The organism is Dactylosporangium sp. NPDC049742 (assembly GCF_040674675.1).
Lineage (GTDB): Bacteria > Actinomycetota > Actinomycetes > Mycobacteriales > Micromonosporaceae > Dactylosporangium > Dactylosporangium maewongense.
Window position 1 is genome coordinate 85,985 of sequence record NZ_JBFANF010000023.1, and the last position, 18,246, is coordinate 104,230.

20 protein-coding genes are annotated in these 18,246 nt (G+C 73.4%); 7 read left to right on the plus strand and 13 right to left on the minus strand.

What is annotated here, in order from left to right; translation table 11 throughout:
* Positions 1-2: 2 nt before the first annotated feature.
* The 6 genes from AB0J72_RS26815 to AB0J72_RS26840 all read right to left on the minus strand — a co-directional run bounded on the left by AB0J72_RS26815 (position 3) and on the right by AB0J72_RS26840 (position 6,705).
* Entirely contained in the window at positions 3-869 is an 867-nt protein-coding gene (locus tag AB0J72_RS26815; protein WP_363403189.1) for an SMP-30/gluconolactonase/LRE family protein, read from the minus strand.
* Entirely contained in the window at positions 862-1,830 is a 969-nt protein-coding gene (locus tag AB0J72_RS26820; RefSeq protein ID WP_363403191.1) for an ABC transporter permease, read from the minus strand. The genes AB0J72_RS26815 and AB0J72_RS26820 overlap by 8 nt, the downstream gene beginning before the upstream one ends.
* The gene (locus AB0J72_RS26825; RefSeq protein ID WP_363403193.1) at positions 1,827-2,813 is read right to left on the minus strand and encodes an ABC transporter permease; all 987 of its coding nucleotides are present in this window, start codon (positions 2,811-2,813) and stop codon (positions 1,827-1,829) included. Before AB0J72_RS26825 ends, AB0J72_RS26820 begins: the two co-directional genes overlap by 4 nt.
* Positions 2,806-4,239 (minus strand): sugar ABC transporter ATP-binding protein, encoded by a 1,434-nt coding sequence (locus tag AB0J72_RS26830; RefSeq protein WP_363403195.1) that lies wholly within the window; start codon positions 4,237-4,239, stop codon positions 2,806-2,808. Before AB0J72_RS26830 ends, AB0J72_RS26825 begins: the two co-directional genes overlap by 8 nt.
* On the minus strand, positions 4,236-5,324 hold the full coding sequence (locus AB0J72_RS26835) for a sugar ABC transporter substrate-binding protein (protein ID WP_363403196.1): 1,089 nt from the start codon (positions 5,322-5,324) through the stop codon (positions 4,236-4,238). The genes AB0J72_RS26830 and AB0J72_RS26835 overlap by 4 nt, the downstream gene beginning before the upstream one ends.
* Positions 5,325-5,493: 169 nt before the next feature.
* Positions 5,494-6,705 (minus strand): ROK family transcriptional regulator, encoded by a 1,212-nt coding sequence (locus tag AB0J72_RS26840; protein ID WP_344502262.1) that lies wholly within the window; start codon positions 6,703-6,705, stop codon positions 5,494-5,496.
* Positions 6,706-6,842: 137 nt separating this feature from the next.
* Here AB0J72_RS26840 and AB0J72_RS26845 point away from each other — a divergent pair, with 137 nt between their 5' ends.
* The 3 genes from AB0J72_RS26845 to AB0J72_RS26855 all read left to right on the plus strand — a co-directional run bounded on the left by AB0J72_RS26845 (position 6,843) and on the right by AB0J72_RS26855 (position 8,167).
* Positions 6,843-7,187, plus strand: coding sequence for a nuclear transport factor 2 family protein (locus AB0J72_RS26845; protein ID WP_363403198.1), 345 nt, complete (start codon positions 6,843-6,845; stop codon positions 7,185-7,187).
* A 95-nt stretch (positions 7,188-7,282) separates the two neighbouring features.
* A complete protein-coding gene (locus AB0J72_RS26850) occupies positions 7,283-7,474 on the plus strand; it encodes a hypothetical protein (RefSeq protein ID WP_344502264.1) in 192 nt (63 codons plus the stop codon).
* A gap of 105 nt (positions 7,475-7,579) precedes the next feature.
* Complete coding sequence (locus AB0J72_RS26855) at positions 7,580-8,167, plus strand: hypothetical protein (protein ID WP_363403199.1); 588 nt, start codon at positions 7,580-7,582, stop codon at positions 8,165-8,167.
* On the opposite strand, the gene AB0J72_RS26860 is transcribed toward AB0J72_RS26855, so the two are convergent.
* Complete coding sequence (locus AB0J72_RS26860; protein WP_363403201.1) at positions 8,106-9,413, minus strand: hypothetical protein; 1,308 nt, start codon at positions 9,411-9,413, stop codon at positions 8,106-8,108. The genes AB0J72_RS26855 and AB0J72_RS26860 overlap by 62 nt on opposite strands.
* Before the next feature lie 13 nt (positions 9,414-9,426).
* Positions 9,427-10,377 (minus strand): helix-turn-helix domain-containing protein, encoded by a 951-nt coding sequence (locus AB0J72_RS26865; RefSeq protein WP_363403203.1) that lies wholly within the window; start codon positions 10,375-10,377, stop codon positions 9,427-9,429.
* A gap of 71 nt (positions 10,378-10,448) precedes the next feature.
* Here AB0J72_RS26865 and AB0J72_RS26870 point away from each other — a divergent pair, with 71 nt between their 5' ends.
* From AB0J72_RS26870 to AB0J72_RS26880, 3 genes are all read left to right on the plus strand, one after another.
* A complete protein-coding gene (locus tag AB0J72_RS26870; protein ID WP_363403205.1) occupies positions 10,449-11,705 on the plus strand; it encodes an amino acid permease in 1,257 nt (418 codons plus the stop codon).
* Between the two features lie 31 nt (positions 11,706-11,736).
* Positions 11,737-12,069 carry a YciI family protein gene (locus AB0J72_RS26875; RefSeq protein ID WP_354901373.1) on the plus strand — a complete coding sequence of 111 codons (333 nt, stop codon included), beginning with the start codon at positions 11,737-11,739 and terminating at the stop codon, positions 12,067-12,069.
* Between the two features lie 72 nt (positions 12,070-12,141).
* Positions 12,142-13,320, plus strand: coding sequence for a DUF6596 domain-containing protein (locus AB0J72_RS26880; protein WP_363403326.1), 1,179 nt, complete (start codon positions 12,142-12,144; stop codon positions 13,318-13,320).
* Positions 13,321-13,332: 12 nt separating this feature from the next.
* On the opposite strand, the gene AB0J72_RS26885 is transcribed toward AB0J72_RS26880, so the two are convergent.
* On the minus strand, positions 13,333-14,466 hold the full coding sequence (locus tag AB0J72_RS26885; RefSeq protein WP_363403207.1) for an FAD-dependent monooxygenase: 1,134 nt from the start codon (positions 14,464-14,466) through the stop codon (positions 13,333-13,335).
* 30 nt (positions 14,467-14,496) lie between these two features.
* Between AB0J72_RS26885 and AB0J72_RS26890 the strand changes: the two genes are divergently transcribed.
* A complete protein-coding gene (locus AB0J72_RS26890; protein WP_363403209.1) occupies positions 14,497-15,234 on the plus strand; it encodes a TetR/AcrR family transcriptional regulator C-terminal domain-containing protein in 738 nt (245 codons plus the stop codon).
* A 27-nt stretch (positions 15,235-15,261) separates the two neighbouring features.
* Here the strand turns inward: AB0J72_RS26890 and AB0J72_RS26895 are convergent, their stop codons facing one another.
* From AB0J72_RS26895 to AB0J72_RS26910, 4 genes are all read right to left on the minus strand, one after another.
* Positions 15,262-15,504 carry a hypothetical protein gene (locus AB0J72_RS26895; RefSeq protein ID WP_363403211.1) on the minus strand — a complete coding sequence of 81 codons (243 nt, stop codon included), beginning with the start codon at positions 15,502-15,504 and terminating at the stop codon, positions 15,262-15,264.
* An 87-nt stretch (positions 15,505-15,591) separates the two neighbouring features.
* The gene (locus AB0J72_RS26900) at positions 15,592-17,304 is read right to left on the minus strand and encodes an MFS transporter (protein WP_363403213.1); all 1,713 of its coding nucleotides are present in this window, start codon (positions 17,302-17,304) and stop codon (positions 15,592-15,594) included.
* Positions 17,301-17,714, minus strand: coding sequence for a MarR family transcriptional regulator (locus AB0J72_RS26905; RefSeq protein ID WP_363403215.1), 414 nt, complete (start codon positions 17,712-17,714; stop codon positions 17,301-17,303). Before AB0J72_RS26905 ends, AB0J72_RS26900 begins: the two co-directional genes overlap by 4 nt.
* A 65-nt stretch (positions 17,715-17,779) precedes the next feature.
* Positions 17,780-18,169, minus strand: a complete 390-nt coding sequence (locus tag AB0J72_RS26910; protein WP_363403217.1) for a VOC family protein — start codon at positions 18,167-18,169, stop codon at positions 17,780-17,782.
* Between the last annotated feature and the right edge of the window lie 77 nt (positions 18,170-18,246).

Genomic DNA, 18,246 nt, shown 5'->3' on the forward strand with positions numbered 1-18,246 from the left:
TTCTAGCGTCCCGTGAACCGGGCGGCCGGCAGGCCGGTCGCGTCCGGGTCGAGCAGCAGCAGGTGCCCCGACCGGGGCGCCGCGGCGCCGCGCCCGCGGCGGGCGCTCGTCACCGCCATGAGCTTCAGCTCCGGGCCGACGAACGCGCACCGCGTCGGGCGGGGCACCGGCAGCTCCACCACCCGGTCGATCCGGCCGTCGGGGGAGTAACGGACGATCCGCCCGCCGTCCCACTTGCAGTTCCACACGAAGCCGTCCGCGTCGACCGTCACCCCGTCCGGGAACCACGCCTCGTCCTCGTCGGAGGCGAAGAGCCGCCCGCCCCCCACGGTGCCCGTCACGGGGTCGAACTCGTAGGCGGTGATCCGGCTGCGGGCGGAGTCGACGTGGTACAGGGTGCGCCCGTCGGGGCTCCACGCCGGGCCGTTGGAGACGACGACGCCGCCGAACGCCTTCGTGACGCTCAGGTCCTCGCGCAGGCAGTAGAACGCGCCGCCCGCCGTCGCCTCCGTCTCGTCCATCGTGCCGAACCAGAAGCGGCCCCCGGGATCGACGGCGCCGTCGTTGCAGCGGTTGCCCGGTACATCGGACTCCACCTCGGCGACGACCTCGACGGTGCCGTCGTCGGCGACGAAGGCCAGGGCGTGCCGCAGCGCCGCGACCAGGCCGCCGCCGGACCGCAGCCCGACGCTGCCGACCGTGGCCGGCAGGCGGATGCTCGACACCCCGCGGGTGGCCCAGTCGAGGGTGAACAGCAGCGCCCGGTCGATGTCGACCCAGTGCAGCCGGCCCGCGACGTCGTCCCACAGCGTGCTCTCGCCCAGCTCGCAGGGGATGTCGCAGAGTGTGTCAGCCGGGGTCTCAGTCATCGGCGCGCTCCCTGCCGTAGGTGAAGAGGATGGCGAGGATCACCAGACCATAGATGACGTTCCGACCGTACTCCGGGACCCGCTCCGCCTGTAGCAGCGTCACGATGGCGACCAGGGTGACCGATCCGGCGACGACACCGGCGTAGTGGCCGCGCCCGCCGAGGATCGAGACGCCGCCGACGACGACCGCCGCGATCGACTCGAACAGGTACGGGTCGCCGAGCCCGAGCGACGGCTGCCCGCCGTAGGCGACGAGCGTGACCCCCGCCAGGGCCGCGAACACGCCGCTGAGCACGTACAGCGCGACCGTGACCGGCCGGACGCCGACCCCGGCGAGGAAGGCGGCGCGCGGGTTGTTGCCGACCGCGTAGACCCGGCGGCCGAACGTGGTGAAGGTCAGCAGCACCGTCACGAACAGCGCCACCCCGGCCCACAGCAGCAGCTGCGAGGGCACGCCCCACACCCGCCCGACCACGAGCCGGCGCAGCGGCTCCGGGGCGTACGACGCGCACGAGGCGCAGGTGAGCCCCTTCGACAGGCCGAGGGACAGCCCCTGCAGGACGCCGTTCATGCCGAGGGTCATGACGACCGCGGGCACGCCGAGCCACGCGACGCCGAGCCCGTTGCACAGCCCGACGGCGGCGCCGGTGCCGAGCGCGAGGAGGACCGCGAGCGGCAGCCGGCCGGACTGGCCGAGGCTGCTCGTGGTGAGGACGATCGCGGCGCCGTTGAGCACCCACGGCATCGACAGGTCGATCCCGCCGACGAGGACGACGAGCATCTGCCCGGCGCCGACGAACCCGATGAAGCTGGCGAGGACCAGCATCGTGCGCAGGCTCGGCCACGACCCGAACCCGGGGTGGATGACCGCCCCGGCGACCAGGATCGTGGCGGCGGCCGCGAACGCGTACCAGATCCGCCGCTGCGGGGCGGCCTTGCGCAGCACGGCTTCCAGGTTCATGACCGCCTCCAGCGGGGAAGGCCGCCGAACCGCCGCGAGCGGAGCGGGCCGCCGGACCGCCGCCAGCGCAGCAGGCTGCCGAGCAGCACCGCGACGACCAGGAACAGGCCCTGGAACAGCGACTGGTACAGCGGATCGATGCCGGCGAAGAACAGCACGTCGATGACGAGGGTCAGCGCGAACGCCCCGGCGACCGCGCCCAGGGCGGAGCCGCGCCCGCCGGCGAACGCGATCCCGCCCACGACGACCGCGGCGATCGACGTGAGGATGAACGGGTCGCCGGCGTTCGGGTCGCCCGACGTCGTCGTCGACACGTAGAACACCGCGGCGAGGCCGCTGCACAGCCCCGACAGGCTGTACACCCCCACCTTCACCCGGACCGTCGGCACGCCGGAGGCGCGGGCGGCGGCCTCGTCGCTGCCGACGGCGTAGACCCGCATGCCGAAGCGGGTGCGGCGCAGCACCAGCCACCCGGCGACCGCGGCGCCGAGCCAGATCAGCCCGGTCGGCAGGTCCGGGTCGGTGAGCACCGAGCGGACCGCCGGGGAGATCTCGCCGCCCGGCACCGGCAGCACCTTGAGCGCGAGTCCGCTGTAGACGGACAGGGTGGCGAGGGTGGTGAGGATCGGCGCGATGCGCCCCTTGGCGACGACGACCCCGTTGACGGCGCCGCAGGCGGCCCCGGCGGCGACCGCCGCGAGCATCCAGCCGGCGGTGACGGCCGCGCTGCCGGTCGACCCGGCCGCGACGATCGCGACGCCGAGGCCGACCATCCCGCCGACGGACAGGTCGATGCCGCCGGTCAGCACGACCAGGCTCTGCCCGATCGCCACGAAGACGAGGGGCAGCGACGTGTTGAGCAGCGACAGGTAGTCGAACGGTGTCGGCAGGTGCCCGAGGCTCGTGGTGTAGACGGCGAGGTAGGCGGCGGCGGTGGCCGCGAGCACCGCGTAGCCGAGCGTCGCGGCCCGCAGCTCAGACATGCTGATGCTCCTTCATGGCGGCCGCGACGATGCGTTCGGCGTCGCCGACCGGCCCGTCGAGGGTGGCGGCGACCCGCCCCTCCCGCATCACCAGGACCCGGTGGCACAGGTGCGCGATCTCCTCGGTCTCGCTGCTGTACAGCAGGACCGCCCGCCCCTGCGCGGCGAGACCGGCGACGAGGACGTAGAAGTCGTGCTTGGTCGCGGCGTCCACGCCCCGCGTCACGTCGAACAGCAGCAGCACCTCGGCCCCGCTGAGCAGCCAGCGGCCCATGAGGACCTTCTGCTGGTTGCCGCCGGAGAGGGTGCCGACGGGGTGCGCCGCCGAGGCGGCCCGCACCGCCAGCCGGTCGACGACGCCCTGCACCGCCGCGCGCTCGGCGGCCCGCCGCACGAACCCGGCCACGGACCGCCGCTCGAGGGTGGCGAGGGCCAGGTTGTCCCGCACCGACATGGGCAGCAGCAGGCCCTCCGCCTTGCGGTCCTCCGGCACGTACGCGATGCCGATGCCGGCCCGGATCGCGTCCTTGGGCCGCCTGATCGTGGTCCGGACGCCGCCGACGGTGACCTGCTGCCGCCCGATGCCGAAGAGCCGCAGGAACAGCTCGCGCTGCCCCTGCCCGGCCAGGCCGCCGATGCCGAGGATCTCGCCGCGCCGCACCGCGATGTCGACCTCGCCGACCCGCGCCTCGAGCGCGACGGTGTCCTGCGGCGGGGCCAGCGGCGGGTACGTGGCCTCCAGGGTGCGCCCGCTCATCAGCGTCACCGCCTCGGACTCGGCCAGCCGCGACCGGGTGGTGACGTGGGTGCCGTTGCGGAACACGGTGACCCGGTCGGCGAGGGCCTCGATCTCGCGCCACCGGTGGGAGGTGAAGACCACGCAGCAGCCCTCCTCCCGCAGCCGCCGCATGTGCGCCGCCAGCCACGCCACCTGCTGCTCCTGCAGCGCCGCGGTCGGCTCGTCGAGGATGAGCACCTCGGGGCGGGTCGCGAGGACCCGCACCAGCTCCACCACCTGCCGGTGCGCCACCGACAGCTCGCGGGTCACGGCCGCGGGGTCGAGGTCGTGGATGCCGTGGTCGCTCAGGATCCGCCTCGCCACGGGTACCAGGCGGCGCCGCGCGACCAGCCCGAACCGTCCGCGGGGCGGGTCGTGCAGCAGGAGGTTCTCCGCGACGGTGAGGTCCGGCAGCAGCGAGAGCTCCTGGAAGGCGGTCGCGAGCCGCCCGGTGACGCGCACGGTCCCCTTGTCGGGCCGCACCAGGCCGCAGAGCACCTTGATCATCGTGCTCTTGCCGGCGCCGTTCTCGCCGGCCAGGGCGTGGATCTCGCCGGGGCGCGCCGAGAAGGACGCGTCCCGCAGGGCCCGTACCCCGCCGAAGGAGCGGTCGACCCCTTCGGCGTGCACGGCGGTCTGGTCCGTCATCCGAGCTTCACCGCGAGCGTCTTGCCCGGGCAGGGCGTGCCGTCGGTCGCGGCCTCCTGGCACAGGACCACGGTCGCGTTCGGCCCCGAGTCGGTGAAGTCGGCGAAGAAGCTGTCCGGCAGGTCCGGGAACACGGTCTCGCCGACCTTCACCGTCTCCGACGTCACCATCGGGAACGGGATCGTCACGCTGGTCTTCGGGTGCTCGCCCTTGATCACGGCGCGGGCCAGCTCGAGCGAGATCACCGACAGGAACGGCGGCTGCCCGATGGACATGCCGTTGACCTTCGGCGTCGAGATCCCGGCCAGGTACTTGCGGAAGCCGTTCTCCGCCTCGCCGCCGGTCACCGGCACGGGCCGGTTCGCCTCGATGAACGCCTTGATCACGCCGTCGGTGCCGCCGGACACCCACACGCCGTCGACCTTCGGCAGGCTCGGCAGCTGCGCCGCGGTCTGCCGCTGGGCCGTCGCGGAGTCCCACATCCCGCTGTACGTGGCGACGACCTTGATGCCCGGGTTGGCGTCGAAGACCTTCTTGGCGCCGGCGTTGCGGTCGTTGTCGGCGCCGGTGCCGGCCACGCCGGTGACCATGACGACGTTGCCCTGGCCCTTGAGCTGGTCCACGACGAACTGGGCGAGCTGCTCGCCGAACTTGACCTGGTCGGTGTTGACCGTCAGGCCGCACTTGGCGTCGACGGTGTTGTCGAACGACACGACGACGATGCCGCGGTCGCAGGCCTGCTGGACGACCCCGTTGAGGCCGCTGGTCGACGCGGCGTTGATGACGATGCCGTCCACGCCCTGGGCGATCAGGTTCGAGATCTGGCGGGTCTGCGTGGCGACGTCGTTGCCGGCGTTGAACACGCTGCAGTCGACCTGGTCCTTGTACGGCGGCATCGCGCAGGCCGCCTTGAACACGTTCTCCATCTCGACGCGCCAGCCGTTGCCGATGAACGAGTTCGACAGCGCGATCTTGATTTTCCCCTTGCTCTCCTTGGGGCTGTTCTCGCCGGTACTGCATGCGGCGGCGACCGGAAACAGCAGTGTGAGCGCTAAAAGGGCCGTAACGGAACGCGGTAGAATCATGGTTGCTCCACCTTCGACGATCGGCTCTGGACGGCAATCCGCGGCCGGTTGTTGTTTGCTGCATTGGCGTGCGGCGAGGGCGGCCAGAGCTGTTTCGCTCTGGCCGTTTCTTCTGTTCCGGTGCTTGGCGCGCCGGCCGGCCGACGGGTTGGGAAGGCCGGCCGGCTGGTCAGCGGACGGGTAGCGGGAACCTGTTGGCGTCGCGGAGCACGGCGGCGGCCGCACCCACGACGACGACCACGTCGATCCCGATCTCACCGGCGACGACGTCGGGGACGGCCTCCCCGGCGTGGATCGCGCGGCGCATCATCGACTGGCGCAGCGGCTCGATGAGGATGTCACCGGCCGGCGCGAGGCTGCCCCCGAGGACGATCAGCTCGGGGTCGAGCAGGTTGTACATGTTGGCCATCGCGACCCCGATGTGCCGGCCCGCGTCGGCGAGGACGCGGCGGCACCCGGCGTCGCCCTGGTGCGCGAGGCTGATCACCTCGCCGATCGACGGCCGCCGGCCGTGGCTCTGCCACAGCTGGTCGGTGATGGCGTCCGGGTTGGCCAGGGTGTTCAGGCACCCCCGGCCGCCGCACGCGCACACCAGGCCGTCCTCGTTGATGGTGGTGTGGCCGATCTCCCCGGCCGTGCCGTTGGCGCCGACGTAGAGGCGTCCGTCCATGACGAACCCCGCGCCGATGCCGGTGGCGGTGTAGATGTACGCGTAGTCCCGCAGCCCCCGCGCGGCGCCCCAGGTCATCTCGGCCAGGGCGGCGAGGTTGGCGTCGTTGCCCGCGTGCACCGGCAGCCCGAGCACGTGCTCGGCGAGCAGCCGCGGGTCGAGGCCCACCCACGGCTTGAGCGTGCACGCGCGGCCGGTCAGCCCGGTGCGCCGCTGGATCGGCCCCGGCATGGCGATGCCGACACCGATCACCTCGTCGCGCCGGAACCCGGTCTGCTCCAGCAGCTCGTCGATCAGCCGGTCGACCAGCAGCAGGGTGTCCTGCGGCGAGGTCTGCTCGTCGACCTGGACCGTCTTGTGCCGCAGCATCGCCTGTGCCACGTCACAGATCGCGATCCGCACGATCCCGTTGCCGATCTCGACGCCCACCGCGACGCCGAGGCCGCCCTTGAGCCCGATCAGGGTCGGCGGCCGGCCCGCCTTGCTCCTGCTGCCGTTGCCGTTGCCGTTCGGATGGGGGCCGTTGGCGCCGCCGACCTCGACCACCGCGCCGGCCTCGATGAGCTCCCCGACGACGCTGGCGACCGTCGAGCGGGACAGCCCGATCTCGGCGAGGGCGGCCCGGCTCATCGCACCGTGCTGCCGCAGCGCGTGGATCACACGGCTGCGGTTCGCGCTGCGTTGTGCGGATCCCGAGTCGAGCGGCGACATGACTTGAGTATTCGCATTCACCATGGTCCAGTCAATAGAGCAGACGGTAGAGCGCTTCCCCGACCTTCATTCTGCCTGATTCAGGCAGAATTGATTTTCCTGGAGTGGCGATGGAAATGCACCCCGCAATGACGGCGATGAATCACTGGATCACCGGCGCCGCGACCGGGGACTGGTCCCGGCTCATCGGCATGCTCGATCCCGCTGTGACGTTCCACGTCCCGGTCGAGGGTTTCGCCGGTGTACGGCACGGCGCCGAGGACGCCGTCCGCTTCTTCGACTGGCTGGCCGCCTCGGTCCGCGCGGATCTGGTCGTCCAGGCGGTCCTGACGGGGGAGTCCGGCGTCGCCTTCGAGGTCCGCGTGGCCGGCACCATGCGCGGCGAACCCTTCACCCAGCGCCTGTGCCTGATCTTCGAACTGCACGACGGGCGCGTGACGGGCTTCCGCGAATACCTCGCCTGGCCCGGCGGTCTGCGATGAACGCGCCCCGGCTCACTCACACGGGTGCCGCGCCCGCCCGGTCCGCACCGGGCGCCCGTCTCGCCCGTTAGCCTCGGACGAAGGGGGTGGGCGAAATGGGTAAATCGCCGGAATTGAAATGGGTCCTGCGGCCGGACCGGAACGGCGTGCACCACGCCGAGCTGGCCCCGCACGACGGCAAGGAGATCTACGCGTTCGGCGACACCGACGCCAACGGCCGGGTCGAGATCACGCTGGTGGACGGCACCCGGGTCCGGGCCCGCCGCGGCGAGCTGATTCCCTGCTGACCCTTCGGACCGGGACGCCGACCGGCAGGACCTTCCGGCCTGCCGGTCGGGCCTGCCGGTCGGGCCTGCCGGTCGGGCCCGGCCGCCGTACTACGCTCGCCCGTCATGGGAGACATCACGCCGATCGCGGACCGCGAAGGGCAGGTCGGCGGCATCGAGTCGATGGTGGTCGACGGCCGCCGGTGGTACTTCGGGTTCGACTACAGCATGGACACCGCGGTCTCGCCGCTGGTCGAGGACCCGGCGCGGATGGCGGAGTTCGCGAGCCGGCACATGCTGCAGCGGGACGGGGCGCACGACGTCGACTACTGGCGGGACCTGGTCGACCTGTCCGTCGGGGAGTCCGGCATCGTGGGCGAGGACGAGGACCGCACCTACGACAGCGGGACGCTCGCGGCGCAGCGGCTGACGCCCAGCACGCAGCTGATGTACCTGCTGGGCGCGGCGACCGCGTGGGACGACGGCTTCTTCGAGGACGATGCCGTCCAGGCGGCGCTGGCCACGATCGGCGTACCGGAGCGCGACCGGGAGGAATGGGACTGCCTCGACCGGTGCGTGGCGGCGACCCGCTCCGACGACACCGAGGTGCGCGCCGCCGCCGCCGTCGGCCTCATGACCCGCTACCAGCGCTTCATCTGGGACAACCTGCCGGCGAACTGGCCCGGCGTCTTCGCCGCCCTCCGCCCGGCCTGACGCCGCGCTCCGGCCGGTCCGAGTGCGCGCGCTCCGGCCGGGTCAGCTCGTGGACGACGGGGTGCCGATCGGGATCGGGGGGGCGGACGACCAGCGCCTCCGGGTCGATGCCGGTGATCGCGGCGCCCACGGCGGTCAGGGCGCGGAGCCGGCGGTCGCGGCGGTCCACCGACAGGGCGGTCGTGAACGCCAGGCGCAGCGGGTGATCCCGCGCCGGTGCCGGGACGGCCGCCGCCAGGTGGGCGAGGGCGATCGCGCGCCGGTACGGCTCGGCGACCGCCCCGGCGAAGGTGAGCGCCGCCGCGAGGTGGGCGTCCTGCGCGGCCGTTGGGAGATGGCCGATGTACGAGGCGACGGCGGCCACCCGTTCCGCCGGGCCGACGATGGTGTGGGTGGACGCGATCACCCGGTCGCGCCCGTCCGCGTCGAGCCGGGGGAACAGGTCGCCCAGGAGCGGGGTGCGCCAGTCGGGGTCTGGGATCGCGAGGGCGTGCTCCAGGGCCCGGGCCGCCTGGGCGGCGGTCAGCCGGGGCAGCACGGCGGTGGTCAGCCAGGCGCGGTGGTGGCTCTCGTACGGCAGCGGGGCCGTCCCGACGACGGTGTCGACCTGGGCGTCGGTGAGGTCGCCCGCCAGCGCGGCGAGGGCGGCGACCGAGCGGTGGTCCAGCGCGCCACGGGTGCGGACCGTCCGGGCGACGAGGTCCCGCGCCGCCCGGCTCCGCTGCGCGGGCGACAGGTGCGGCCGGAGCGCCAGCAGCTCCTCGCCGCCGGCGATGAAGTCGAACCGCGGGTCGGACACCAGGTCGAGGGCCCGGTCGAGCTGCGCGGTGCCGAGGTGCGGCGCGCAGCAGCACAGCAGGCCGGCGTCAGGCGAGCCGCCGCGGGCGACCAGGTCGTCCGCCTCGGCGGGCACCTTGACGGCGCGCCGCACGGCGGCGGAGACGGCGTCGTCGCGCTGCTCGCCGGGCAGCCGGTCGGCGAGCAGGCCGAGGGCCGCCAGCCGCGCCTCGGCGCCCTTGGTCGTCGCGACGACCTCGGCCACCTCGGCGACCTGCGCGCGGTCCAGGTGCGGCGCCACGACGCGGACCAGCTCCACCCGGGTCCGGCGGTCGGCCCGGGGGAGCGCCGCCAGCAGCGCGGTCATGTGCTCCCGCCGCAGCGCCGGCAGGAACGGCTGCACCGCCCGGACCCAGTCCAGGTCCGGGCGCTGTGCGGCGAAGACGCGGATGAGCTCGTCGACGGTCACGGAACACTCCGGATCAGCGGTGGAAGACCTGGCGGTAGGTGGTGGGGGTGACGCTGGTCTGGCGGGCGAAGTGGGCGCGCAGGTTGGCGGGGGTGCCGAGGCCCGTCCGGTGGGCGATGCGCTCGATCGAGTCGTCGGTGGTCTCCAGGAGCTCCTGCGCGAGTCGTACCCGCTGACGCAGCAGCCACTGCAGCGGGCTGGTGCCGACCGACTCGCGGAAGCGGCGGGCGAACGTGCGGGGGCTCAGGCGGGCCTCGCGGGCCAGATCGGCGACGGTCAGCGGCTGGTCGAGGCGGGCCCTGGCCCAGTCGAGGGCGACGCCGAGCCCGTCCGGGGTGCGGGGGCGCTGCGGCGGGTGGGCGAACTGCGACTGCCCGCCGTCGCGGTGCGGCGGGACGACCATGCGCCGGGCGACCTCGTTGGCGACCGCGGCGCCGTGGTCGAGGCGGACCAGGTGCAGGCAGAGGTCGATCGCGGCGCCGGTGCCGGCCGAGGTGAAGATCGTGCCGTCGCTCGTGTACAGCACGTCGGGGTCGAACGTGACGGCCGGGTGGCGCTGGGCGAAGTCGAAGGCGTTCATCCAGTGGGTCGTGGCGCGGCGGCCGTCGAGGAGGCCGGCGGCGGCGAGCACATACGCGCCGGTGCAGATCGCGACGATCCGCCGGCCGCGCCGGTGCGCCTCCCGCACCACCTCGACCAGCGCCGGCGGGGGCTCCACCTGCCTGGCCCGGGCGAACGCCGGGATGATCAGCGTGTCCACGTCGGCCAGCGTGCCGAGGTCGTAGGGTGCGGTCACGGACAGCCCGGAGCGGGCCGGGACGACGCCCGGCGCGGCGGCGGCGAAGCGCAGCTCATACCAGGGGTCCGCCAGGTCGGACCGGTCGATGCCGAACACCTCGCACGGCACGGCCAGCTCGAAGACCGGCATGTCCTCGGTGACGGCGACGCCGACGAGATGACGCATGGCTGGAATCTTACCCAACATGGCATTCCTGCCACTCGCCCTTGATCCGCGGGCGATGTCGAATAGCAGGCATGTTGAACGTGCCCCAAGGGGCGGCCCTGTCCATCGGCGCGGTCCTCGGCACCGGGGTCATCGCGCTGCCCGCCCTCGCCGCGCAGACCGCCGGACCGGCGTCGCTCGTCGCGTGGGCCGCCCTGATCGCCCTGTCGGTGCCCCTCGCGGCGACGTTCGCGGCGCTCGGCGCCAGGTTCCCCGACTCGGGCGGCGTCGCCACGTACGCGGGCAAGGCGTTCGGCGACCGCGCCGCGGCGGTCGTCGGCTGGTGCTTCTACCTCGCCGTGCCGGTCGGCGCGCCGGCCGCGGCGCTGTTCGCCGGGGCGTACGTGGCCGCGGCGCTCGGCGGCGGCACCCGCACGGAGCTGCTGACGGCCGCCGCGCTCATGCTCGTGGTGACGGCCGGCAACCTCGGGGGCGTGCGGGTGTCCGGCCGGCTGCAGCTCGGGCTGGCGCTGCTGCTCGTCACGCTGCTGCTGACGGCGACCGTGACCGCGCTGCCGCACGCCGACCCCGGCAACCTGCGGCCGTTCGCCCCGCACGGCTGGTGGGCGGTCGGGTCGGCGGCGGCCCTGCTGGTCTGGGGGTTCGCCGGGTGGGAGGCGGTCACGTCCCTCGCCGCCGACTTCCGGCACCCCGCCCGCGACCTGCCCCGGGCCACGGCGATCGCCCTGGTCGTCGTCGGCGTGCTGTACTTCGGCATCGCCGCCGCCAGCATCCTGGTGCTGGGCCCCGCGCCCGGCGACGCACCCCTCGCCGAGCTGCTCGCCCGCGGCGTCGGCGGGCAGGTCAAGGTGCTCACCGCCGGCGCCGCGGTGCTGCTGACGCTCGGCACGATGAACGCCTACTACGCCGGCGCGGCCAAGCTCGGCGCCGCGCTCGGCCGCGACCGGGCACTGCCAGCGTGGTTCGGGCGGGGCAGCGGCGCCGGCGAGGTGCCCCGGCGCAGCCTCGCCGTCGTCGCGGCGCTGGGCGGCGCGTCGCTGCTGCTCGTGACCGTGACCGGCACCGGCACCCGCCCGCTGGTCCTGCTCACCAGCGGCGCGTTCGTCCTCGTGTACGTGCTGGGCACCGCCGCCGCGCTGCGCCTCCTGCCGCGCCGCACACCCGTGTGGTGGTGCGCGGCGGTCGCCTGCGCCGCGTCGTTCGGGCTGCTCGCACTCAGCGGCTGGTACGTCCTGGGCACCCTCGCCGTGGCCGGCTGCGCACTCGCGTACAAATTTTTCGCCCGGCCTGTCGATTCGGGCCGGGTGCCGATTGACGTAGGAGTGTAAGAGGACGCATTCCCTTGAAGGAGCAGCCACGATGGCCCAGTACCTGATCCTCATCTACGAGAACGAGGCGGACTACGAGAGCGCCGACAAGTCCGTGTACCAGGAGGTCATGGACGCCCACAACCGCTTCTCGGAACAGGTCGGCGAGCGGCTGGTCGGCGGCAACGCCCTCCAGGCGGTCGCGACGGCCACCTCGATCCGCGGCGACGTCGTCACCGACGGCCCGTTCGTCGAGACCAAGGAGGTCCTCGGCGGCTACTACGTGATCGAGGCGAAGGACCTCGACGAGGCGCTGGAGATCGCCAAGCTGTGCCCGGCCCGCTTCGGCGGCGTCGAGGTCCGCCCGGTGATGGTCTTCGAGTAGGCCGCGCCGTTCGTGGAGTCCGCCGCTGTCAGGCAGGCGGTCGCCGACGCGCACCGTCGCGAGTGGGCCAGGGTGCTCGCCGCGACGGTGCGCGTCGCGCGCGACCTCGACCTCGCCGAGGAGTGCGTCCAGGACGCGTACGTCGCCGCCATGGACGCCTGGCTGCGCCAGGGCGTGCCGGCCAACCCCGCCGCCTGGCTGACCGTCGCCGCGCAGCGCCGCGCCCTCAACGCCCACAGGCGCGCCGCGACGCTGCGCTCGAAGCTGCCGCTCCTGGTGGTCCCCGACGCCGGGGACGACCCCCCGGAGGAGATCCCCGACGACCGCCTGCGCCTGGTGTTCACGTGCTGCCACCCGGCGCTGGCCCGGGAGGCCCAGCTCGCCCTCACGCTCCGCCTCGTCTGCGGGCTGACCACCGAGGAGATCGCCCACGCCTTCCTCGTCAGCGAGCCGACCATGGCGGCCCGGGTGACCCGCGCCAAGAAGAAGATCGCCGCGGCGGCCATTCCGTACCGCGTGCCGCCCCTCGAACAGCTCCCCGACCGGCTCGACGCCGTCCTGACCGTCGTGCACCTGGTCTTCACCACCGGCCACGCCGCCCCGACCGGCCCCGGGCTGGTCCGCGCCGACCTCGTCGACCGCGCCCTCGACCTGGCCCGCACCCTGTGCACCCTCATGCCCGACGAGCGCGAGGCCCGCGGCCTGCTCGCCCTCATGCTCCTGCACGACGCCCGCCGCGCCACCCGGACCGCGCCCGACGGCCGCCTGCTGCTGCTGGAGGAGCAGGACCGCACCCGCTGGGACCGCGCCCAGATCACCGCCGGCCTCGACCTCGTCCGCGCCGCGCTGCGCGGCGGCCGCCCGGGCCGCTTCGCCCTGCAGGCCGCCATCGCCGCCGTCCACACCGAGGCCCCCACCTACGCCGCCACCGACTGGCGGCAGCTGCGCGGCCTGTACGACCTGCTCCTGCGCGCCTGGCCGTCGCCGGTCGTCGCCCTGAACCGGGCGGTCGTCGTCGCCATGTCCGACGGCCCCTCAGCCGCCCTGGCCCTGGTCGACGAGCTGGCCGCGGACCCCCGCCTGGCGTCGTACCACTACCTGCCGGCGACCCGCGCCGACCTGCTGCGCCGCCTGCACCGCCATCCGGACGCCGCGGCCGCCTACCGGACCGCCATCGCCCTGTGCGACAACGAGGTCGAACGCGCCTTCCTCGAGTCCCGGCTCGCCTCCCTCCCCGACTTCCTCGAGTGACGCCGGGTCTTGTCAGTTCGCGGCGGCGGGCTCGGCGGGCCGCGTGAAGAAGCGGACGATGTCGTCGGCCGCGGTGGGGGACAGCATCATCGCCTGGACCCGCGCGGACATCTCGGCGATCGGGTGGATCCGGGTGAACATCGCCTCCTCGTACGCCCGGATCGCCGCGTCGGGGTCGGCGGGGTGGGCGGCGAGCGCGGCGGCGAGCTCGGCCCCGTCGAGCATGGCCTGGTTGGCGCCCTCACCGACCGGCGGTATGAGGTGCGCGGCGTCGCCGATGAGGGTGACGCCCGGCCGGTGGGCCCAGCGGGTGCCGGTGGGCATCGCCTCGATCCTGCGCGGCGCCGGCGGGCCGTCGCCGGCCTCGATGAGCGCGGTGAGGGCGGGGTCCCAGCCGTCGAACAGCTCCAGCAGGGCGGTCTTGCCGCGGTAGGTGTCCAGGCGATCGTCCGCTTGCAGTTCGTCCGCGGGCAGGGTGATCCCGACCCGGATGCTGCCGTCGCCGAGGCGCTGCGCCGCCAGGATCCGGCTGACACCGATGCACCAGAGGTTTCCGGGGCCGACCAGCTCGGCGAGGTCGGGGTGGCGCCGGTCGGCGTCGCGGATGCCCAGCTCGACCAGGACGGCCACGCAGGACAGGGGCGCGCCGGTCAGCAGCGCCCGGACGGCCGAGCGCGCGCCGTCCGCGCCGACGAGGACGTCGCAGCCGGCGCCGTGGCCGCCCTCGAACGCCAGCCCGAACCCTCCGCCGGGCCGGGGCGTCGCCGCGACGAGCCGGTGCCGCCACGCCACCGCGTCGCCGGGGAGCGAGTCGAGCAGCAGGTCGCGCAGCGCGGCGCGGTCGATCTCGGGGCGTCCGTCGAACGAGCCGGGTCGTGGCGTGTGGTGCACGAGCACGCGTCCGGCCGGGTCGAGGATGCGATGCTCCTCGCCCTCCGGCCGTGCGGTGGACCGGAACCGGCCGGCGAGGCCCGCCTCGGCCAGGGCCCGCTGCCCGGACTCCGGGTGCAGGTCGAGCGACCCGCCCTGGGACCGCGCGGACCGGCCCGCCTCGCGCTCGTACACCACCGCGTCGATGCCGTGCCGGTGCAGGATCCGGGCCAGCGTCAGCCCGCCGAGGCCACCACCGGCGATCGCGATTCGCATCGTCGTCTCCCTTACCGTACGCTGTACCTTATGGATACGCCGTACGGTAGCGCACCGTTGCCCGTCTGGGAACGGCCCGAGCCCCAGCCGCGGGCGGCGCCGGTGCCGCTGACCCGCGCGAAGATCGCCGCCGCGGCGATCCGGCTCGCCGACGAGCACGGCCTCGAAGGGCTGTCCGTGCGCAAGATCGCCAAGGAGCTCGGCGTCGGCCCGATGCGGCTGTACGACTACGTGACCAACCGATCCGAGCTGCTCGACCTGATGGTCGACGCCGTCTACGCCCGGATCGCCGAGGCCGGCCAGGACTCCGCTCAGGAGTCGGGGTGGCGGGCCACGGTGCTGGCCATCGTCCACCGGACCCGCGCCGCCGCCCTCGACCACGAGTGGTTCGCCGACCTGCTCGGCGCGCGGCCACACCTGGGCCCCCACGCGCTCGCCGTGGGTGAGTCGACCGCGGCGGCGCTCAGCCAGGCCCCCGGCGTGCACGGCATCGACGACCTCCAGCGGGCCTTGGGCGCCCTCAACGCCTTCATCGTCGGCGCGCTCCGCCGCGAGATCACCGAGCGCCGCACCGCCCGCACCACCGGCACCGACATGTCCGCCTGGCAGGCCGCCCTCGGCCCCTACCTCACCCGCATGCTCGAAACCGGCCGCTACCCGACCGTCGCCCGCCTCGTCCACGACGGCGCCCACCTCGACGCCGGCGAGACCTTCCACCACACCCTGACCACCATCCTCGACGGCGTCACCGGCCACCCCCGCACCTGACCAGGCGTGGCCCCCGGTCGGGCCGTGCTAGAGCAGGGCGGTGAGCGGGGTGTCCGGGCCGGCGGTGTCGAGGGCGAAGTTGAGTTCCTCGCGGACGTCCTCGATGGTGTCGTCGTGGCCCAGGACCTCGGGGACGTCGTTGCTGAGGGAGAGCTGTTCGAGCATGTCGTAGGCCTCGCCCAGGGTTGAGGCGCCCATCTCGAGGGCCCACTGCAAGGTGTTGCGGGCGGCGGCCGAAGGAGTGAAGTCCTCGTCCCATGAGGTGGTCACCGGCCCATCTAACCACCGGCAGGCAGACGGGCCGGCGCCTCCCCACAGAGGCACCGGCCCGTTTCTGAGGTCGCTGGGTCCGTGGCGTTACTCAGCGACCGCGTTCTCCGGCCCGCGGGGGGCCTTGATGAGGGAGGCGAGGGCACCCACGACCGACATGGCGATGGCCAGCCAGAAGACGACGACCAGGCCGTCGTGGAAGGGGCCGGAGACCAGGTGGGGGAAGAACTCGCGGCCGGTGAGGGTGGTGGCGTTCGCGGCCGGGAGCTGGCCCAGCAGCTGCGGGCCGAGCAGGGCGGCGATCGGGTTGTAGCCCAGGAAGGCGGCGAAGAGGGTGCCGACGGGCGGGAGGTTGGCGATGGTGTGCGCGGCGGAGGCCGGCACGCCCTGGGCGGTGAGGCCGGTGTCGAGGGTCGAGGGGAGCGAGCTGGAGAGGCCGGCGACCATCAGGGAGAAGAAGACGCCGATGGAGAGGACCATGCCGGCGTTCTGGAAGGTGGCCCGCATGCCTGACGCGGCGCCGCGGAGGTGGGCGGGGACGCTGGACATGACGAGGCTGGTGTTGGGGGCGGCGAAGAGGCCGCCGCCGAGGCCGTTGAGGAAGACGAGGAAGGCGAAGGCCCAGTAGCTGAAGTCGGTCGGCAGGATGAGCAGGCCGCCGAACGAGAGGGCCATGACGAGCAGGCCGCAGGCGGCGAAGAGGCGCGGGCCGTACTTGTCGGAGAGGTGGCCGGCGATGGGGCCGGCGGCGAGGAAGCCGACGGTGAGCGGCAGCAGGTAGATGCCGGCCCAGAGTGGGGTCTCCTCGTAGCGGTAGCCGTGCAGGGGCAGCCAGATGCCCTGCAGCCAGATGATCAGCATGAACTGCAGGCCGCCGCGGGCGATGGAGGCGAGCAGGCCGGCGATGTTGCCGGAGGCGAACGCCCGGTTGCGGAACAGGCCCAGGGGGAACATCGGCGAGTCGACGCGGGTCTCGATCCAGGCGAAGAGGCCGAGCACGGCGACGCCGCCGATGAGGCCGGCGAGCACCCACGGGTTGGTCCAGCCCTGGCTGTGGCCGCCGTAGGGCTGGATGCCGTACGTGATGCCGGCGAGCAGGGCGGTGAGGCCGACGGCGAAGGTGAGGTTGCCCCACCAGTCGATGCGGCCGGGCCGGCGCACGCCGGTGTCGTGCAGCGAGCGGTACGCCCAGATGGTGCCGATCACGCCGATGGGCACGTTGACCCAGAAGATGGCGCGCCAGTTCCACTCGGCGAGGAGGCCGCCGAGGACCAGGCCGATGAAGGAGCCGGCGATGCCGGCGACGATGTTGACGCCGAGGGCCATGCCGCGCTGGGCGGCCGGGAAGGCGTCGGTGAGGATCGCGGCGGAGTTGGCCATGAGCATCGAGCCGCCGACGGCCTGCAGGACGCGCCAGCCGATCAGCCACAGGGCGCCGCCGCCACCGTCGAACGGGTCGAGGGACAGCGCGATCGAGGTGATCGTGAACAGCGCGAAGCCGGCGTTGTAGATGCGGACGCGGCCGTACATGTCGCCGAGGCGGCCGAGGGTCACCACGAGGACGGCGCTGACGAGCATGTAGCCCATGAGCATCCACAGCAGGTAGCTGACGTTGCCGGGGCTGAGCGGGTCGAGGTGGATGCCGTTGAAGATGGCGGGCAGCGAGATGAGCACGATCGAGGAGTTGATCGTGGCGATCAGCATGCCGAGGGTGGTGTTGGACAGCGCGACCCACTTGTAGTGCGGGTGATCGGTCCCGCCGACCAGGGCGCCGCGGAGGCCGGGAAGCGTCGAGGTCACGGTGCGAGCCTTTCCAGCGCCGGCAGCGCGGCCGCGAGCAGCGCCTGGTCGTCTGCGGACAGCGAGGACAGCAGGTCTTGCAGGTGCGCGGCGCGCACCTTCCGGCGGCGGGCGAGCAGGTCGCGGCCGGCCTGGGTGACCCGCACGAGCACGACCCGGCCGTCGGTGGGGTCGGTCGTGCGCTCGGCGAGGCCGTCACGCTCGAGGCGCTGGGCGAGCTGCGTCATCGCGGGCTGCGTGACGCCCTCCGCGGCGGCGAGCTCGGTGAGCCGGCGCGGCCCCTCCCGCTCCAGCCGGCGCAGCGTGGACGCGGCGGTCAGGCTGATGTCGTTGGGCGGGTTTCCCTGCCGGAGCAGGCTGAACAGCCGCTCGACGGCCGTCGTCAGCCGCGCGGAGTCAACGAGGACCATGCCTCAATTTGTATCACGCACTTATAAAAGCACGTTATGTATCAGGTCACAGGAAACGAGGAGGGTCAGGCGGGTCCGCTGCCGTACGGGCGCGTGAGGATCTCCAGGTTGTGTCCGCTGGGGTCGTCGAAGTACACGCCCCGGCCGCCGTCGCGGTGGTTGATCTCCTGCGGCTGGTCGTGGTGCGGATCGGCGTAGTAGGTCACCCCAGCCTGCTGGATGCGGCCGAAGATGGCGTCGAACTCGGGCTCCGACACCAGGAACGCGTAGTGCTGCGCGGTGACCGGCCGGTCGCCGGCGTCGGCGAAGTCCAGGGTGACGCCGTTGCTGACCTCGACCGGGACGAACGGGCCGAACCGCTGACCCACCGGCACCCCCAGCATCGTCGCCAGGAAACCGGCCGATGTCTCCTTGTCGCGGGCCGCGACAATCGTGTGGTTGAGCTGGACGGACATTGCGACGCCTCCCGATTCCGGCGTGGTGTCTTCCGACTGCTACCCCAAGTGTTCCCCCGCGAAGCCTTCAGGGCCGA

What these genes read in the sequence shown, in the direction of transcription:
- AB0J72_RS26850 (WP_344502264.1), top strand. Translation starts at nt 7,283, where the DNA reads ATGGGTAAATCGCCGGAATTGAAATGGGTCCTGCGGCCGGACCGGAAC.
- AB0J72_RS26830 (WP_363403195.1), bottom strand. Translation starts at nt 4,239, where the DNA reads ATGACGGACCAGACCGCCGTGCACGCCGAAGGGGTCGACCGCTCCTTC.
- AB0J72_RS26890 (WP_363403209.1), top strand. Translation starts at nt 14,497, where the DNA reads ATGGATACGCCGTACGGTAGCGCACCGTTGCCCGTCTGGGAACGGCCC.
- AB0J72_RS26825 (WP_363403193.1), bottom strand. Translation starts at nt 2,813, where the DNA reads ATGTCTGAGCTGCGGGCCGCGACGCTCGGCTACGCGGTGCTCGCGGCC.
- AB0J72_RS26820 (WP_363403191.1), bottom strand. Translation starts at nt 1,830, where the DNA reads ATGAACCTGGAAGCCGTGCTGCGCAAGGCCGCCCCGCAGCGGCGGATC.
- AB0J72_RS26815 (WP_363403189.1), bottom strand. Translation starts at nt 869, where the DNA reads ATGACTGAGACCCCGGCTGACACACTCTGCGACATCCCCTGCGAGCTG.
- AB0J72_RS26875 (WP_354901373.1), top strand. Translation starts at nt 11,737, where the DNA reads ATGGCCCAGTACCTGATCCTCATCTACGAGAACGAGGCGGACTACGAG.
- AB0J72_RS26835 (WP_363403196.1), bottom strand. Translation starts at nt 5,324, where the DNA reads ATGATTCTACCGCGTTCCGTTACGGCCCTTTTAGCGCTCACACTGCTG.
- AB0J72_RS26910 (WP_363403217.1), bottom strand. Translation starts at nt 18,169, where the DNA reads ATGTCCGTCCAGCTCAACCACACGATTGTCGCGGCCCGCGACAAGGAG.
- AB0J72_RS26840 (WP_344502262.1), bottom strand. Translation starts at nt 6,705, where the DNA reads ATGTCGCCGCTCGACTCGGGATCCGCACAACGCAGCGCGAACCGCAGC.
- AB0J72_RS26870 (WP_363403205.1), top strand. Translation starts at nt 10,449, where the DNA reads ATGTTGAACGTGCCCCAAGGGGCGGCCCTGTCCATCGGCGCGGTCCTC.
- AB0J72_RS26845 (WP_363403198.1), top strand. Translation starts at nt 6,843, where the DNA reads ATGAATCACTGGATCACCGGCGCCGCGACCGGGGACTGGTCCCGGCTC.
- AB0J72_RS26865 (WP_363403203.1), bottom strand. Translation starts at nt 10,377, where the DNA reads ATGCGTCATCTCGTCGGCGTCGCCGTCACCGAGGACATGCCGGTCTTC.
- AB0J72_RS26885 (WP_363403207.1), bottom strand. Translation starts at nt 14,466, where the DNA reads ATGCGAATCGCGATCGCCGGTGGTGGCCTCGGCGGGCTGACGCTGGCC.
- AB0J72_RS26855 (WP_363403199.1), top strand. Translation starts at nt 7,580, where the DNA reads ATGGGAGACATCACGCCGATCGCGGACCGCGAAGGGCAGGTCGGCGGC.
- AB0J72_RS26905 (WP_363403215.1), bottom strand. Translation starts at nt 17,714, where the DNA reads ATGGTCCTCGTTGACTCCGCGCGGCTGACGACGGCCGTCGAGCGGCTG.